A 13,621-nucleotide genomic window follows, 5' to 3' on the forward strand; every position below is an offset into this window, starting at 1 on the left:
TATCGGAAAAACCGCCCTTTGGACGGCGTGTCTTTCCACCTCTGGCTAATGTTGCTGGCCGGCTCTATATGCCCGATCATGGGACTGGCAGGGGAGGCATGGAATGGCGGCCAATCGTCGAAACGGGATGGCGTCGCCCGCGCATGGCTTGGAGGATATTCTTTCGCCCGCCGCCCCGCACCCCCGAACGTCGTTGCCCAATGTAGCCACCATCGTCACCACGGTGGCAGCGTTGTATTTCGGGCGTGAGGTTTTCCTGCCGATAGCGATCGCGCTGTTGCTGACTTTCGCGCTCGCCCCCCTTGTGTCCGCGCTCAAACGGGCCGGTATTCCCCGGATTGCCGCCGTCATCGTCAGCGTATTGGGGGCTTTCGCCGCACTTGCCCTGTTCAGCTTCATCGTCGCCACGCAGGTCAGCGAACTGGCGCAAAACATCCCGGTCTACCAGGCCAACATCCTGACCAAGGTCCGCTCGCTCAAGGAGACTGGCGTTGGGGGAGGGATCATTGCCAGGTTGAGCAAGGTGGTCGAACGTGTCGGCCAGGAGATCGACAGGCAGGAGACGCCGCCGCCGGCCGCCACCCCGGAAAAGCCGCGTGAACCGGTGCCGGTCGAGATCGTCTCGCGCGAAAGACCCCTGGAGGTTCTGCAGAACATAGTCGGGCCGCTGATCAGCCCGCTCGGATCGGCCGGGCTGATCATCGTCGTCGTCATCTTCATGCTGCTGGAGCGGGAGGATTTGCGCGACCGCTTCATCCGCCTTGTCGGGTATGGGGACCTTCACCGTACCACCGAGGCGCTTCAGGATGCCGGCAAGCGTGTTGGCCGGTACCTGCTGATGCAATTGGTCGTCAACATCGTGTACGCCGTACCAATTGCGGCCGGCCTGTGGATCCTGGGCATTCCGAATGCCTTGCTGTGGGGGCTGCTGGCCCTTGGCCTGCGTTTCGTTCCCTATATCGGCCCGGCGATCGGCATGCTGCTGCCGCTGTTCCTGGCGCTGGCCGTGGCGCCGGGCTGGTCGCTGGTGCTGTGGACAGCCGCCCTGTTCGTGGTGATGGAACTGATCACCGGCAATGTCGTGGAACCCTGGCTTTATGGCTCGCGAACCGGGCTGTCGTCCCTGGCCATCATCGTTGCGGCCATCTTCTGGACGTGGCTGTGGGGCCCGCTCGGGCTGGTTTTGTCAACACCGCTCACCGTGTGCCTGGTGGTGCTGGGCAGGCACGTGCCGCAGTTCGAGTTCCTCGATGTCCTGTTTGGCAACGAGCCCGTGCTCGAACCCCACGCACGCCTCTACCAGCGTCTGCTGGCCGGTGACCCTGACGAAGCCACGGACCACGCCGAGGAGATGCTGGAAGAGAAATATCTGGTCGAGTTCTACGACAAGGTGGCCATTCCCGCCCTCCTGCTGGGCGAGCAGGACCGTGCGCGCGGTGTCATGGGCGACCAGCAAAGGCGTCAGGTGGCCGAGAGCGCCCTGGTGATGGTGGCAAACCTCGACGACAGTGCGCATGAGGAAGCAGAGGAAGAGGATGGCCCGTCGGCGGCCGAAGAGGAGCCGGATGACAAGGATCCTTCCCGCGAAGACGAGACCGAACTGCCCGACGGCACGGATCTGTCGGTGCTTTGCACAGGCGGGCGCGGTGAACTGGACGATGCCGCCGCCGCGATGCTGGCACAGGTGCTGGAAGTCCAGGGCACGACGGTGTCGAAGGCCGGCTTTGCCGATATGGAACCCGCCAACATCCGCCGTCTCGAGCTCGAAACCATCGATACCGTGGTGGTCGGCTTCCTGAACCGGGATTCCATCAAGCACGCCCGGTTTCTGGTTCGCCGGCTGAAGCGGGCAAAAGCGGCGTTGAGGGTGGGAATCGTATTCTGGTCGCAAGCCGCCAATGAGGACAAGGAAGCGGCCGAAAAGCTCGCCCGTGACATCAACGCGGATTTCGTGGCGCATGGCATGGTGGACGCAGTGGTCGGCGCGCTGTCGAACGAGCCGCCAATTGCCCTCAAGCTCGTCGCCAAACGCCGGATGCGGCGACAGCGCGCCACCTCCCGAAAGGCCTCGGCGGCCTCGACCTAGCCGTGGGTGCCGGTGATCTCCGAGACTGGGTCGATCTCGGTCGTTCACATATTGGAAGCGACATCGCGGGAGGAGGGCGACCTTGGCTTGTGTACCGGCCTCACCGTCGCGGCCTGGCGGGGGACGCGGGAAACGGGTTTGACTGGATTTCCAGCGAGTGATTTCTGCACCTTGCGGCGCTGGAGCCAGCTGGACGACAGTTCGGCAAGCAGACTGCGCAGGACCTTCACGACGTCCTCCTCTGCTGGACGGTGCGGTAATCTCCGAAGGCCGGACTGGTTCCATGCCGCATGGAGCCGTCGCACCTTGGCGCTTTTGGCTATTGCATCGAGCCTGATCGATGTAGAGCGAGAGGGATCATCGAGCTCTCATCACGGTTCTCGACGAATCCGGTTCCAGGCGGGGCCAATCCGTTGCCCAAAGCGTCGAATTCGATCGCAGCGCCAACCAGTTGTGCAGCCTGCAGGACCAGATGTTCAATGTCCTCGAGGGCGACGTTCTCGGCCAGGTTCCTGACCCTGATCCTTTCCGCCACCACCGACACGTTGATGATGCCCGCGGTCTTGAACGCTGCGCGGACGCTCGCATAGACGTCTTCACGCAGTCGCGTGGAATAATCGTATCGCATTGAAACCTCCCAAAGCGAGTTGGTTTCCTCAAGCTGGCAGGATGCGCCCCATGGCGGCGCGTGGCAAGTTAAAAGTGAAAAAAGTGTAAACAAAAACAGCTAGTTAGCATAGTTACACGAATGGGCAACCTGCGTTGGATGATCATCATTGGTACGACGCTGCATTCACCCACTGACCGCGCTTGACGCAGGATGCCGAAATTCCTAACTGTAAGTAGAATGAGACGGTTACTAACTCGCCTGATCTTTGCGCTTGGAGGCGCACATGGCTGACCTGGAACGCCCGGAACGACTGCAGATCATGTTGACCCAGGATGAACTGGCCGCGCTGGAAAACTGGCGTTTCGACAAACGCATGCCCAGCCGCTCGGCGGCGGTACGCGAATTGCTGCGCCGTGGCCTTGCCTCCGATGGCTTCCTGACGGCCGAGGTGGGCGCCAAGTCGCAGGAGTTCGGCGTGCTCCTGCCCAATGGCGACGGCAAGGCCCCGCCGGAACAGGCGGAGTGAAACTTTCGCGGTAAGCCTTCCATTCTCGCGCCGGCGATTGCCTTGATCCGTTTGCGCCTTATCTGATCGGGAAAGATGCAATTGCGGGTGGCGATGAACGACATCGATGGCAGCGACAGACAGGGGGCGACCGCCGACGCCCGGCTCGCGGCAATTGTCGATTCCTCCTTCGATGCCATCATCAGCAAGGACCTGAACAGCGTCATCCAAAGCTGGAACCAGGCGGCGGAACGCATGTTCGGCTACACCGCCGAGGAGGCGATCGGCCAATCCGTCCTCATGCTCATTCCCGATCACCTCAAGAGCGAGGAGACCGAGATCATCAGCAAGATTCGCAGCGGCGACCGCGTGGCGAGCTATGAGACGACGCGCAAGCGCAAGGACGGAGCGCTGATTTCGGTCTCACTGACGATTTCGCCGATCAAGAACGGCGATGGCGAAATCATCGGCGCCTCGAAAATCGCCCGCGATATCTCCGCCGCCAAGGAAAGCGAGCGCCGGATCAGGCTGCTGATGCGGGAGGTCAACCATCGGGTCAAGAACCAGTTCGCGGTCATCCTGTCGATGGTCAGGGAGACCAGCAAGCGCTCGAATGGTCCGGGCGAGTTCGAGGAATTGATCCGCGCCCGCATCATGGCACTGTCGCGGTCGCACGATCTGCTCGTCACCTCCGAGTGGGCGGGGGCGAGCCTGTTCGACCTTATCCAGGAACATCTCAAGCCCTTCGGCCTCGAGGAGCAGATCCTGCTCTCCGGCCCGGTCCTGACGCTGCAGTCGAACGCGGTGCAGAACCTCGGCATGGCCTTTCACGAACTGGGCACCAACTCATCAAAGTATGGCGCGCTGGGCAGCGAAGGCGGCCGGGTCGAGATTACCTGGACCATCGGCTCGGGAGCGCATGCTCCCGGCTCCGCTGGCGAACGGGAATTCCAGCTGACCTGGGAGGAAAACTGCGAACCGCATCCCGGCGACCGGCGCGATCAGACCACGCGCAAGGGGTTCGGCACTGTCGTGCTGCAGCGTGTGGCGCCGCAGTCGCTCGGTGGCTCCGCCATTTTGGAGCGGTCCCCCGGCCATCTCAAATGGCAGCTGAGCGCGCCCCTGGCCTCCATCATCGTGGCGCAGGCCGGCAGCGAGGCCGATGGTGTTTCGCCGGGTTTCGGCATCTAGGGTGATCCGCCGGTCTGGACGCCGCCCCCTATTTCCTGTCGGGCTGCACCTGCTCGACCAGGATATGCGCCTCGCGCGCGGCCTCGACAAAGGCCTCCCTGGCGGTTTCGGGGGGCAAGTCGCCGCTCATTGCCCTGCGGCAGGCGCGCAACGCGGACTGATGTTTCAGGCTCCCGGCATCGCGCCAATGCGTGGTCAGGAGCTCGATCGCCTGTTGTGTGTTGGACAGGTTGCGGATGGCTCCGGCAACGCCTACCGAAACGACTACGGGCTTGGAGAACCATGCAGTTTGCATTGGAACCTAGACCATGTTTAGCCCGTGGAACGCGTTGGGCGGCATGAGGTTTCATCGCCGCCGATCACTGTAGCGTGAGCCTTTCGGGCATCTCCGCGCGAACCAATCCCTAGAGGATGCTGGTCGTCACTTCGACGATGATCGCGGCGCCTTCCAGTCCACCGTTGGGAACGTGCACGACGCGCGAGACCCGCAGATCCTGTGGGTTTCCGTCGACCGACAGGGACACGCTCTCGCCAATGCGCGGCACCGCCTGGAAAGTAACATTGGTGGCGTCGGGCCTGTTGTCGATGGATATGCGGCAATTGACGGTCATGGACTCTCTCCGGTGTCTGGCGATGCCCCGGTCGTCAACGCGGGGTCCATGAAATGGTTTCAGGAGGTTCGCTTCAAACACCTGCCGACCGCGGGCGAAATCACCAACTGCCCGGTAGCCCCGGCGTCCGGCCTCTGATTCAGTCGTCGGCTCTCGGAACGAAATAGCTGGTGGTGACCGCATCGCCGCCGATTCCACGCGTGACTTGAACCGAGGCATAGCCTTCCGGGGCAATCGAGCCGGTCGCCATCCGGTCGACCTGCTTGCACCGGCCGACCATTTCGCCGCTCGGCCACGGTGCCAATCTGATTTCAAGCGCCGCTTGGCACTGCGCCATCGATGAATAGACGACCGGGCGCGACTCCATGGGCCGACAGAGCGATGCGTTGCACGACAGCATGATCATCACCGCCGCGGTTGCCGGATCCATGAAACTCTCCTGTTGGCCGACGATGAACGTCCAACAGGCCGCAAGGTTTCATGCTGACGGGAGGAAGTGACCCCAATCAGATGGTCCGATTGTCGAGAAGCTCAGGCGGGAACAGGCCAGGACCGAGATCTGACGGCGCACTCACGCCTTATCAAAAGCCCGGCGGCTTCGGTCTCCGCGCCTCTGGGCAGCCAGAATTCCGGGAACATCAAAGGCCAAACGAGGACATGGTCCAAGGGTTTTGGTACCCAAGGCGCGGCTTGGCATTCGCTGCGTCGGTCGGGGTCGACGTTGCTGTTCCGGTTGCTATGCAGTCCAATTTTGCTGCCACCGCCGCCTTGATCGACAGACCAGCGCATGCCTTCGAGGCGGTGACGGTCGCCTTCTTTTCGTGTGCCGCAGCGACATTTGAGCCGGCGAGGACAATCGCCAGGCAAATGAAAACCATCTTCATTAGATCCCCCTAGTTTAGCTTAAGCTAAATTAAAGTTAACGTAACGTTACCTGGCCGTCAATCGCGACGGAGGTCCAGGGAGGAAGCCACCTTCCTCCTGCCCGGATACCGGCCGGTTCCTGTCCCGGATCACGGCATCATTGATCGGAGAGGATCGGGAGCTACCCGACCTGGTTCCGGCTACTCGTTGGCTTGCAGCTGCCTGGTTCCCGCTCATGGGCTCGAACCACGATTCACGCCTTCAAAGGGCGCTGTCCTACCATTAGACGAAGCGGGAAAGCCGGCACGTTATGGCGCCCAGGCAGCTTGCGGTCAATTCGGGAAATTGTTGACCGGCTCTTCGCAACGATAGACCGGGCAGTCCCCGTCGCGGGACGGGACATAGGCCGACATCGGCACTTCAGGCCAGTCGCACTCGTTGCCGAACTGCCTGACATAGCGATCGTAGGTGTTGGGGCCAGTGGTCAGCACCACGGCGCGGTGGTTCTGGATCATGGCCCGGATCTGAGCGCAGCCCATGGAGCGGCTGTCGGGCCGGGCATCGGCCAGACCGGTCGCCGCGAGCACGACGGCCATGGCCATCAACAGGGTCGGAACGCGAGCGGACATGATGGTTCTCTTCGGTTTGACGGAATTGCGAACGCGGCTGGCCCGGATTCGCCGGGGAATGGCCGCATGCATTGTCGCACATAACCCCCTATCGTGTCCGTTGGTTCCGCGACGGGCCTTGCCGGGCGCGCGTTGCGCGCCGCGCAACCAAATCAGGCGTCGCGCATTGCTGGGCATGGACGGCAGGAAACCTTACGAAACACCGCAATGGCGGCCCGGAAACGAGGGCCGCGAGGCGATGTGCTGCTCCTTCTGCGGCGGCCGCGACCATCGGTTCGAGGAATGTCCGCGAATGCCCGATCCTTTCCGGCCCGGCGAGCCCGAGGGCGAGGATATAGCGGAGGAACCAGCCGGCTGATCCGAGGTGCCCGGTGGCGGGTGGCTAACCGGCATCCGACTTGAGCCCGCCGAAGAAATCGATCAGCGCACCTGCCGTTTGCGCGGGCGCCTCCTCCGGGAAGAAATGTCCGCCCGAGATCGCGCGGCCGCGCACGTCGTCGGCCCAGTTCCGCCAGAGCGCCAACGGCCCACCTTCGCTGGCATACCATTGGGCGAGCGCGCCTTGCCCGCTCCACAAGGCCAGCACCGGGCAGGCGATGCGCCGGCCGGCGGCTTTGTCCGCCCGGTCGTGATCGCGGTCCAGCGTTGCCGCGGCCCGGTATTCCTCGCAGATCGCGTGGAGGTGGGCGGGGTCGCGCAAGGCTTCGACATAGGCCTGGCGGATGCCGGCCGGAAAGACATCGGGCGACGACCCCCAGCCACCCAACGCATTGTCGACGATGGCGTCGGCGGCGCCCGCCAGGATCTTTTCCGGCAAGGGTTCGGGCTGTGCCAGCAAGGACCACGGCCAGAAGCCGAGGGCCAGCCGGGCGTCGGCCCGATCCCAGGCGTCGGCCGTGGGGACGATGTCGAGCACGGCGAGTTTTTCGATACGGCCGGGATGGTCGAGCGCCATGCGGTAGGCGACGCGCCCGCCGCGATCATGGCCGGCGACCATGAAGCTGGTAAAGCCGAGCCTGGCCATCATCGCCACCATCTCCGATGCCATGGCCCGCTTGGCATAGGGAGCATGATCGGCGCTCGAGGCCGGGCAGGCGCTGCGCCCATAGCCACGCAGGTCGGCGCAGATGACGGTGAAACGATCGGCAAGCAGCGGCGCAATATCGCGCCACATCAGATGGGTTTGCGGAAAGCCGTGCAGCAAAAGCACCGCCGGTCCGGCACCGGCGCGGCGCACGAAGATGCCGGCGTCCTCGATGTCGACGTCTATAGGCTGGAAATGCTCGAACATGGCTGGCCTCCGGCACAGGCAACGGCTGGAGAACGGGATTGGTTGCGGCGCCTTCGCAAGCGCCGGCCGCAACGGGCCGATCCCGCGCAAGCTCTCCCCCAATCCCTTGGGCCAACCTTTTGGGCCGGCGGACGTTGTCCCCGTGAACGGAAGGCCGCCGTGGGGCGGCTTCAACGAAGGAGGCCGAGATGAAATCCCTCGTCATTGCGTCATGCGCCGCGATGCTGGCCCTGGCATTGCCGGCAGCGGCACAGACGGCCCAGCAGTCGCCGAACCAGCAGGCCGACAAATGCCGGGCACAAACGGATCAGGGCGGCAAGCAGCAGTCCGGCAGCGGCGACCTGAGCGAGAAGCTCAACGATTGCGGCGGCGTGCTGAAACCGCCCCCCACAGGCGATCAGGGCATGGCCGCGCCGGCACCCGATGAAGGCAAGACGCCGGTCATCAAGCCGGGCGAGGTGCCGCCCCAGCCGCCAAAGCAGTAGAGATCGTTCAGCAGCATTGTCATGACGGCGGAGGAACTTCGCGGATCAGGAAACGTTTCTCTGACAAACCGGATCTGGAAAGGATGGAGCCGTGAGAGATGTTGCCAGTACCACCGCGTTGCTTGCCTCTATTGCCATCGTCATCGTCCTGATGCTGACGGCGCCGAAGAGCTTCGGCTTCGAGGCCTCCCACCCGATCGTGGACGGCGATCTGCCAGTGGAATGACCCGAAAGCGGTTCCGCACAAGAAAGCAGGCGAGTTCGCCTGCTTTTCGTTTGCAGGGTGCCTTGGCTTACCTGACCAGAAGGCCCGCGTGATCGCAGAGCGCGGTGAAGGCTTCCTGCGCCTGTGCCGCGCCCTCATTGTTGGCCAGCACCGACTCGATCTTTTCGCGGGCGGTCTGGTAGAAGGGGCCGCGCCTGGCTTGTGGCCAGTCGATCAGGATTTCACTGGCGTCCTGAAGCGTGGCCACCTCGCGGATCGTGTCCGAGCCATGAGGCTTGACCCGCAGCGGTGTCGACAGCATCAAACCGGCCATTGGTTTCTCCCGCTACTGGGTCCTCATTGCCCGCTACCAGGGCCTCATTGCAGGATGCGCGCCTCGCGCGCGGCGTCGATCATCGCCCGCATCGCCTTTTCCGCCGGCGTCCAGCCGTCCAGCGCATCGCGGCAGCTGCGCAGTGCCGCCCGGTATCGGCGGCCTTGGCCGGCCGGCCAGTCGCCAAGGCATTCCAGCCCCTCCCAGGCGCTGCGCACCACGCGCTCCCGCTCGGGAGCGAATTTCAGGCGGATCGGTCGGGGAAACATCTTGTCGTTCAACGGTCGTCTCCATGAATCAGGCACATCGGCCGACATGCACCGAGGAAGCGCCGGATAACGTCGACGACAGGGGAGGGTTCCAGGCCCGGACAATCAATTTCTAACCATGCTTTCAGTCGCGCGCGACGGCGTCCGACAAGGGCCTGGGCGCCGGCGGATCGACATCCTGTGCTTGCGGCCGATCATGTTCGAACTGCTCGGCGTCGGGCAAGGCATGCAGCCAGGTCTCGCGCCGGCCGGTCCACAATTCATACTGCGGTGCCAAATCCGTCGGTGCGACGTCGAGGCTGCCGAGCATCACCTCGGCCTCGTTGTCGTCGACCCAGGCGACGCGGCTGCCGCAGGTCGGGCAGAAGCTGCGTGTGCCGTAGCTGGCGACTTCGCCCGATGTCTCGAACGCATCGCGCGGCCAGATGGCAAAGGCCGAATAGACCGAACCACCCGCCTTGCGGCAATCCTTGCAATGGCAAAGGCCAACCCGCGACGGCTGGCCGTTGACGACGAAATGCACGCCACCGCACAGGCAACTGCCGGTCCTGCGTGTTGTGTCGGACATGGTTGCGCCCTCCGTTTCGCCAGCCTGGCTTTGCCTGCCATAGGGCTGCTCCAGCCATGGCCGGCTCCGTCAGTTTGGCATGCCGCGGGCCGGGCGGGACAGATGCTCGTCTGCCATTTCGTTGGCCAGGATGAGAAACCGGGAAAAAGACATCCTGTTCACCGTACCGCCGAGCCCGGTTGACGCGGCCCGCAGCATTCTTCAACGCCATGCCGGCGAATTGGTTGCCGCCTTGCGGCCGCTCCTTCTATCCGCGGGCGGCCATGTGGTTGTCGAGCTTCTTGCGCGAGGGTCCGTAGCGCTTGATGATGGTCTGGGCCTCGCTCTGCGGAATGCCGTATTTGCGCGCGAAGGCCGCGACCTCGTAAGTTTCCTCGCTCGAGACCAGCTTGCGGTCCTGTTTGGTCTTGGATTTGTCGTCAGGCATGTCGGGCCTCACTTTCTGTAAGCCGCATGGTCGCGCGGACGCCTATATGTCGCGGTCACACATAACACGGATCGGCGATGCTGGTTCCATCGCGGAGCAACGCCAGTTCAGCCTAGGCCGATGAAGAGGTCGGGCCGGTGCTGTCGGTGTCGCTGCATTGGGCGCAGCGCGCGCTGGCGCCGGGACAGCCGCGGCGATGCGTGCCGGCGGGGCAGCAAAGGCCGCTGGAACTCGTCCAGCGCGGGCATTGGAAAACCTGTCCAGTGCCGCCGCAGCCTTCGCACTCCAGAACCGGTGTCCGGACCAGATAGGACTTCGTCCCCAGCCTGACGCTTGCGCCCAAAACCCACCCACCCATATCGTGCACCAGACACAGCTGTGCATTAGCCCCGGCTAACAATATCACGATCAGGGTTACGGACAAGTTTCAGGATCATTAAGAATTTCTAAAGCTGTGCCTGCCGGTAAGCGGTCTTGCTTCTTCCTTCGAGCGGTGCGCTGCCATAGCATCGGGCGTCAAACCGGAACCGGTGAAAATTTTTGCCCGGCATGTCGGATCGGCACATGGCGGTGCGTCCTTGGGGCTGATGAAGCTGGAGAACAACCATGTCGCCCCAAATCGCACAATCGCCGTGGCAGACCGCGGCCCTTCTCGTCGCCCGCCTGATCTTCGCCGCCGTCTTCCTGATGGCGGTGACCTTCAAGTTCCTGGGCATGGAGGCCACGGCGGGCTATATCGCGGCCGCGGGCTTTCCGTTCCCGCTCTTCCTGGCATGGTGCGCGGCAATCCTGGAGGTGGCCCTGGTGCTGTGTTTCCTCAGCGGCGCCTTCTTCACCCAAGCCGCCCTGGTCGCCGCCGCCTATGTGCTGTTCCTTGCCTTTGCCTTCCACGGACCCAGCCACTGGGCCGGCAACCAGGCCGAGTTCGGTTTCTTCGTCGACCATTTTTCGTTCCTGGCCGGACTGCTGTTCGCGGCGGTCCACGGACCTGGAAGAATTCTGGCGCTGAACCTGGGATGGCCGGGCAGGGCGTAATGAGCATGCCGGGGGCAGGGCACGAGGAGTCCGCCAGGGGCAGGGATCTCACATCTGATCGTTGTAGGGCTCCTTCATCTGGCCGACCATGCGGGCCAGCTTCGAGAAAGACGGCATGTCGGCCTCCGGCTGGCACTGGTTGGCGAGTTCCAGCAGCCGGATCGGAAAATTGACGGCGTCGCGGTTCGACGCCGACATGCCGTCCGATCGCTCCTCGCCGGTTTCCGACGCCTCGGCCTTGCGGAGCGCGATGTCGATCTCCTCCGACGTCAGCACCCCCTTTTTGACCAGGACGTGGTTGATCGAGGCGACGGCCATCAGCAGGCCTTCGAGTTGCAGATTGGCGACGTTCATGGACTTTTCCCTCCGTTGATCGCAGTGGAACGCATCAGCGGCGTTTCCGATCCGGCCGGCGTGCGGGAACCAGCGCGCCGATCGTGAGCGGTCAGGTGCTACTCCTGCGTCAGGCGCTCGCCATACTCGCGCCAAAGCGCCCTGACTTCCAGGCTGCCGAGGCGCGGGATCGAAGGGTCGCCGCAATCTATGGCGACGGTGCCGATGTCGTAATTGGGGTAAGCGTTGGCGACGAAGCGGATCGCTTCGCCAAGCGAGTGCACCCGGATGACCGGATCGGCCTGACCCTGGCCGGTGCTGCGCACACCGGAAACCGTGGCCGGAGCGTGCCGCATCCTGAAGACGGATGCCATGGCTGGTCTGTCCATCGTCCTCTCCCACAAGGCCGTGCGACGGGAATCATTCCATGAGCTGGCGCTGATGATTTCACAGGTGCCGGTTCATGAACAGCCGGATAAATGTCAGCCGCCGGGATCATGCCCCTCGGGAAATGTGAATTTTTTCCTATTTTGCATTGACCGGTGAGGGCAGCGATGCTATAAATCCACCCATGGTGCTGATTTGCGCCACCGACCCGCCGCCGAGGCGGGTTTTGTGTTTCTGGCCCCTGGTTGGGTTGCCTGCCGATGCGGTGGCGCCGTAGAGCGCCGCTTCCGCGAGATGCGAGAAATCCCATGCCCCGCTATGCCAGCATCATCACCGGCGATGACGGCCGCGAGATCGTCAGCGCCATAGGCGAATTCGAGGGCGCCGGCCCGGTGGCGCGCCTCGGCCGTGTCGAGGCGGTTCCCGCCGGCGTGCTGATCGGCATGGTGCGCGATGCGGCCGGTGGCTTCTGCTTTCCGCCGGCCGGTATCGGCGCACAGCTCGTAGGTCTCGCCATGGCGCGGCTCAAGGCTGCAAGGCCTGTGGCGAGGCCCGCACAGGCCGCGAAGCCGAAGCGCGGAAAGGCCAGGAAGAAATCCGCCCGCTTGAAAAAGCGGGCCAGGCAGGCGCCGCCGAAGGCCGCCGCCGGTGATGTCAATGTCGGGGCGCGGACCCATGACTGATGAAACCGGGCCGGCGCGCCGCAAGGCCAGGGCGGCAACGCGCAAGCCCGCTGCCAGTCCGGTAGCCGCGAGGACACCCCGGCCGAAGCGGACCAAGAAAACATTGGGCGACGATTTCCTGGCCGCCGTGCGGGCCGATTTTCAGGCGCATGGCGCCGGTGTCCTCGCCGAGGTGCGGACCGACAAGCCGGACCAGTATCTGAAGATCGTGCTGTCGGTGCTGCCCAAGGATTTCGGTGTCGCCGTCAACCAACTGGACGCCCTGAGCGATGACGAGATACGCAACCGCATCCGCGCCCTTGAAACCGTTGTCAAACCGTTCCTCGAGGAGCCGTCTGATCTCGGCCCGAACCGAATATCTGGCGCTGTTGGCGGAGCTTGACCGCAGAACGCGCGCCAACCAACTGGCTTCTTACAAGCCGTATCAGCGCCAGGCCGAATTTCATGCCGCTGGCGCGGCCAACCGCGAACGCCTGTTCATGGCCGGCAACCAGCTCGGCAAGACAAAAGCAGGCGGCGCCGAATGGGCGATGCACCTCACCGGCCGCTACCCCGCGTGGTGGCACGGCAAGGTTTTCGATACGCCGGTACGGCTGTGGGCCGCCGGCGTCACCGGCGAGGGCACGCGCGACAACCCGCAGCGCGTGCTGGTCGGCCCGCCGCAGCAGCAGGCGGCATGGGGCACCGGCATGATACCGGCCGACGCCATTTTGGACACCATCATGGGGCGCGGCGCGCCCGGTGCGCTCGACAGCGTCGTGGTGCGCCATGGCGGCGGCGGCGATGTGCAGGCCGGCGAGAGCGTGCTGTCGTTCAAGAGCTACGAAAAAGGTCGCGAGAAATGGCAGGGCGAGACGCTGCACGGCGTCTGGTTCGACGAGGAGCCGCCGCTCGACATCTATTCCGAAGGCCTGACCCGCACCAACGCCACCGGCGGCATCACCATCGTCACCTTCACGCCGCTGCTGGGCATGAGCGACGTGGTGATGTTGTTCCTGTCGGCGGGGGAGGTGGAGAGGATGGGGAAGGGGTGACCTCTCAAAACCTGGGTTCCTCGCCCCCGCCGGAGGCGGGGGAGAGGTGGGCGCGTTAGCGGCCCGAGAGGGGG

Annotated in this window: 22 protein-coding genes and 1 tRNA gene; 9 read left to right on the plus strand and 14 right to left on the minus strand. The window is 63.9% G+C overall.

Going from position 1 to position 13,621, the window contains the following annotated elements; translation table 11 throughout:
• Window positions 1–103: 103 nt before the first annotated feature.
• On the plus strand, window positions 104–2,086 hold the full coding sequence (locus LB555_RS23525) for an AI-2E family transporter (protein ID WP_224683896.1): 1,983 nt from the start codon (window positions 104–106) through the stop codon (window positions 2,084–2,086).
• Window positions 2,087–2,405: 319 nt separating this feature from the next.
• On the opposite strand, the gene LB555_RS23530 is transcribed toward LB555_RS23525, so the two are convergent.
• Window positions 2,406–2,714, minus strand: coding sequence for a hypothetical protein (locus LB555_RS23530; protein WP_224683898.1), 309 nt, complete (start codon window positions 2,712–2,714; stop codon window positions 2,406–2,408).
• A 265-nt stretch (window positions 2,715–2,979) separates the two neighbouring features.
• Here LB555_RS23530 and LB555_RS23535 point away from each other — a divergent pair, with 265 nt between their 5' ends.
• The gene (locus LB555_RS23535; protein WP_015317026.1) at window positions 2,980–3,222 is read left to right on the plus strand and encodes a hypothetical protein; all 243 of its coding nucleotides are present in this window, start codon (window positions 2,980–2,982) and stop codon (window positions 3,220–3,222) included.
• 93 nt (window positions 3,223–3,315) lie between these two features.
• Complete coding sequence (locus LB555_RS23540; RefSeq protein ID WP_041163410.1) at window positions 3,316–4,392, plus strand: sensor histidine kinase; 1,077 nt, start codon at window positions 3,316–3,318, stop codon at window positions 4,390–4,392.
• A 28-nt stretch (window positions 4,393–4,420) separates the two neighbouring features.
• Here the strand turns inward: LB555_RS23540 and LB555_RS23545 are convergent, their stop codons facing one another.
• The 7 genes from LB555_RS23545 to LB555_RS23575 all read right to left on the minus strand — a co-directional run bounded on the left by LB555_RS23545 (window position 4,421) and on the right by LB555_RS23575 (window position 7,787).
• On the minus strand, window positions 4,421–4,687 hold the full coding sequence (locus LB555_RS23545) for a DUF982 domain-containing protein (protein WP_224683900.1): 267 nt from the start codon (window positions 4,685–4,687) through the stop codon (window positions 4,421–4,423).
• Between the two features lie 109 nt (window positions 4,688–4,796).
• Window positions 4,797–5,003 carry a hypothetical protein gene (locus LB555_RS23550; protein ID WP_015317029.1) on the minus strand — a complete coding sequence of 69 codons (207 nt, stop codon included), beginning with the start codon at window positions 5,001–5,003 and terminating at the stop codon, window positions 4,797–4,799.
• Window positions 5,004–5,142: 139 nt separating this feature from the next.
• Window positions 5,143–5,433, minus strand: a complete 291-nt coding sequence (locus LB555_RS23555) for a hypothetical protein (protein WP_224526784.1) — start codon at window positions 5,431–5,433, stop codon at window positions 5,143–5,145.
• A 208-nt stretch (window positions 5,434–5,641) separates the two neighbouring features.
• On the minus strand, window positions 5,642–5,887 hold the full coding sequence (locus tag LB555_RS23560) for a hypothetical protein (protein WP_224683901.1): 246 nt from the start codon (window positions 5,885–5,887) through the stop codon (window positions 5,642–5,644).
• Window positions 5,888–6,090: 203 nt separating this feature from the next.
• Window positions 6,091–6,164: transfer RNA gene (locus LB555_RS23565), tRNA-Gln, on the minus strand.
• A 35-nt stretch (window positions 6,165–6,199) separates the two neighbouring features.
• On the minus strand, window positions 6,200–6,496 hold the full coding sequence (locus LB555_RS23570; RefSeq protein ID WP_140618060.1) for a hypothetical protein: 297 nt from the start codon (window positions 6,494–6,496) through the stop codon (window positions 6,200–6,202).
• 382 nt (window positions 6,497–6,878) lie between these two features.
• Window positions 6,879–7,787, minus strand: coding sequence for an alpha/beta fold hydrolase (locus tag LB555_RS23575; protein WP_140725408.1), 909 nt, complete (start codon window positions 7,785–7,787; stop codon window positions 6,879–6,881).
• A gap of 188 nt (window positions 7,788–7,975) precedes the next feature.
• Here LB555_RS23575 and LB555_RS23580 point away from each other — a divergent pair, with 188 nt between their 5' ends.
• On the plus strand, window positions 7,976–8,272 hold the full coding sequence (locus LB555_RS23580) for a hypothetical protein (RefSeq protein ID WP_140716212.1): 297 nt from the start codon (window positions 7,976–7,978) through the stop codon (window positions 8,270–8,272).
• 91 nt (window positions 8,273–8,363) lie between these two features.
• Window positions 8,364–8,498: a hypothetical protein gene (locus LB555_RS29350; protein WP_263489265.1), complete on the plus strand. Its 135-nt coding sequence runs from the start codon at window positions 8,364–8,366 to the stop codon at window positions 8,496–8,498.
• Window positions 8,499–8,565: 67 nt separating this feature from the next.
• Here LB555_RS29350 and LB555_RS23585 read toward each other — a convergent pair whose 3' ends face one another.
• The 4 genes from LB555_RS23585 to LB555_RS23600 form a co-directional block, all read right to left on the minus strand.
• Entirely contained in the window at window positions 8,566–8,811 is a 246-nt protein-coding gene (locus LB555_RS23585) for a DUF982 domain-containing protein (RefSeq protein ID WP_224683902.1), read from the minus strand.
• 44 nt (window positions 8,812–8,855) lie between these two features.
• Entirely contained in the window at window positions 8,856–9,092 is a 237-nt protein-coding gene (locus tag LB555_RS23590) for a DUF982 domain-containing protein (protein WP_023782817.1), read from the minus strand.
• 112 nt (window positions 9,093–9,204) lie between these two features.
• Complete coding sequence (locus LB555_RS23595) at window positions 9,205–9,648, minus strand: GFA family protein (protein WP_015317038.1); 444 nt, start codon at window positions 9,646–9,648, stop codon at window positions 9,205–9,207.
• Window positions 9,649–9,895: 247 nt separating this feature from the next.
• A complete protein-coding gene (locus LB555_RS23600) occupies window positions 9,896–10,075 on the minus strand; it encodes a DUF3606 domain-containing protein (protein WP_015317039.1) in 180 nt (59 codons plus the stop codon).
• Between the two features lie 606 nt (window positions 10,076–10,681).
• On the opposite strand from LB555_RS23600, the gene LB555_RS23605 reads away from it, so the two are divergent.
• A complete protein-coding gene (locus LB555_RS23605) occupies window positions 10,682–11,110 on the plus strand; it encodes a DoxX family protein (protein WP_140620672.1) in 429 nt (142 codons plus the stop codon).
• A 48-nt stretch (window positions 11,111–11,158) separates the two neighbouring features.
• Here the strand turns inward: LB555_RS23605 and LB555_RS23610 are convergent, their stop codons facing one another.
• Both LB555_RS23610 and LB555_RS23615 read right to left on the minus strand, forming a co-directional pair.
• Window positions 11,159–11,464 (minus strand): hypothetical protein, encoded by a 306-nt coding sequence (locus tag LB555_RS23610; protein WP_015317041.1) that lies wholly within the window; start codon window positions 11,462–11,464, stop codon window positions 11,159–11,161.
• A 98-nt stretch (window positions 11,465–11,562) separates the two neighbouring features.
• Window positions 11,563–11,832 carry a hypothetical protein gene (locus tag LB555_RS23615; protein ID WP_015317042.1) on the minus strand — a complete coding sequence of 90 codons (270 nt, stop codon included), beginning with the start codon at window positions 11,830–11,832 and terminating at the stop codon, window positions 11,563–11,565.
• A gap of 306 nt (window positions 11,833–12,138) precedes the next feature.
• On the opposite strand from LB555_RS23615, the gene LB555_RS23620 reads away from it, so the two are divergent.
• The 3 genes from LB555_RS23620 to LB555_RS23630 are packed head-to-tail and all read left to right on the plus strand — an operon-like array spanning window position 12,139 to window position 13,547.
• Window positions 12,139–12,513: a hypothetical protein gene (locus LB555_RS23620; protein WP_224683903.1), complete on the plus strand. Its 375-nt coding sequence runs from the start codon at window positions 12,139–12,141 to the stop codon at window positions 12,511–12,513.
• On the plus strand, window positions 12,506–12,895 hold the full coding sequence (locus tag LB555_RS23625) for a hypothetical protein (RefSeq protein WP_224683904.1): 390 nt from the start codon (window positions 12,506–12,508) through the stop codon (window positions 12,893–12,895). The genes LB555_RS23620 and LB555_RS23625 overlap by 8 nt, the downstream gene beginning before the upstream one ends.
• The gene (locus tag LB555_RS23630) at window positions 12,882–13,547 is read left to right on the plus strand and encodes a terminase large subunit domain-containing protein (RefSeq protein WP_224683905.1); all 666 of its coding nucleotides are present in this window, start codon (window positions 12,882–12,884) and stop codon (window positions 13,545–13,547) included. Before LB555_RS23625 ends, LB555_RS23630 begins: the two co-directional genes overlap by 14 nt.
• The last annotated feature ends 74 nt before the right edge of the window (window positions 13,548–13,621 follow it).

Origin of the sequence: Mesorhizobium sp. BR-1-1-10, from assembly GCF_020165595.1 — a bacterium.
GTDB classification, from domain to species: domain Bacteria; phylum Pseudomonadota; class Alphaproteobacteria; order Rhizobiales; family Rhizobiaceae; genus Mesorhizobium; species Mesorhizobium australicum.

What these genes read in the sequence shown, in the direction of transcription:
- LB555_RS23600 (WP_015317039.1), bottom strand. Translation starts at nt 10,075, where the DNA reads ATGCCTGACGACAAATCCAAGACCAAACAGGACCGCAAGCTGGTCTCG.
- LB555_RS23620 (WP_224683903.1), top strand. Translation starts at nt 12,139, where the DNA reads ATGCCCCGCTATGCCAGCATCATCACCGGCGATGACGGCCGCGAGATC.
- LB555_RS23535 (WP_015317026.1), top strand. Translation starts at nt 2,980, where the DNA reads ATGGCTGACCTGGAACGCCCGGAACGACTGCAGATCATGTTGACCCAG.
- LB555_RS23585 (WP_224683902.1), bottom strand. Translation starts at nt 8,811, where the DNA reads ATGGCCGGTTTGATGCTGTCGACACCGCTGCGGGTCAAGCCTCATGGC.
- LB555_RS23575 (WP_140725408.1), bottom strand. Translation starts at nt 7,787, where the DNA reads ATGTTCGAGCATTTCCAGCCTATAGACGTCGACATCGAGGACGCCGGC.
- LB555_RS23530 (WP_224683898.1), bottom strand. Translation starts at nt 2,714, where the DNA reads ATGCGATACGATTATTCCACGCGACTGCGTGAAGACGTCTATGCGAGC.
- LB555_RS23540 (WP_041163410.1), top strand. Translation starts at nt 3,316, where the DNA reads ATGAACGACATCGATGGCAGCGACAGACAGGGGGCGACCGCCGACGCC.
- LB555_RS23625 (WP_224683904.1), top strand. Translation starts at nt 12,506, where the DNA reads ATGACTGATGAAACCGGGCCGGCGCGCCGCAAGGCCAGGGCGGCAACG.
- LB555_RS23545 (WP_224683900.1), bottom strand. Translation starts at nt 4,687, where the DNA reads ATGCAAACTGCATGGTTCTCCAAGCCCGTAGTCGTTTCGGTAGGCGTT.
- LB555_RS23550 (WP_015317029.1), bottom strand. Translation starts at nt 5,003, where the DNA reads ATGACCGTCAATTGCCGCATATCCATCGACAACAGGCCCGACGCCACC.
- LB555_RS23580 (WP_140716212.1), top strand. Translation starts at nt 7,976, where the DNA reads ATGAAATCCCTCGTCATTGCGTCATGCGCCGCGATGCTGGCCCTGGCA.
- LB555_RS23605 (WP_140620672.1), top strand. Translation starts at nt 10,682, where the DNA reads ATGTCGCCCCAAATCGCACAATCGCCGTGGCAGACCGCGGCCCTTCTC.
- LB555_RS23525 (WP_224683896.1), top strand. Translation starts at nt 104, where the DNA reads ATGGCGGCCAATCGTCGAAACGGGATGGCGTCGCCCGCGCATGGCTTG.
- LB555_RS23610 (WP_015317041.1), bottom strand. Translation starts at nt 11,464, where the DNA reads ATGAACGTCGCCAATCTGCAACTCGAAGGCCTGCTGATGGCCGTCGCC.
- LB555_RS23555 (WP_224526784.1), bottom strand. Translation starts at nt 5,433, where the DNA reads ATGGATCCGGCAACCGCGGCGGTGATGATCATGCTGTCGTGCAACGCA.
- LB555_RS23615 (WP_015317042.1), bottom strand. Translation starts at nt 11,832, where the DNA reads ATGGACAGACCAGCCATGGCATCCGTCTTCAGGATGCGGCACGCTCCG.
- LB555_RS23560 (WP_224683901.1), bottom strand. Translation starts at nt 5,887, where the DNA reads ATGAAGATGGTTTTCATTTGCCTGGCGATTGTCCTCGCCGGCTCAAAT.
- LB555_RS23595 (WP_015317038.1), bottom strand. Translation starts at nt 9,648, where the DNA reads ATGTCCGACACAACACGCAGGACCGGCAGTTGCCTGTGCGGTGGCGTG.
- LB555_RS23570 (WP_140618060.1), bottom strand. Translation starts at nt 6,496, where the DNA reads ATGTCCGCTCGCGTTCCGACCCTGTTGATGGCCATGGCCGTCGTGCTC.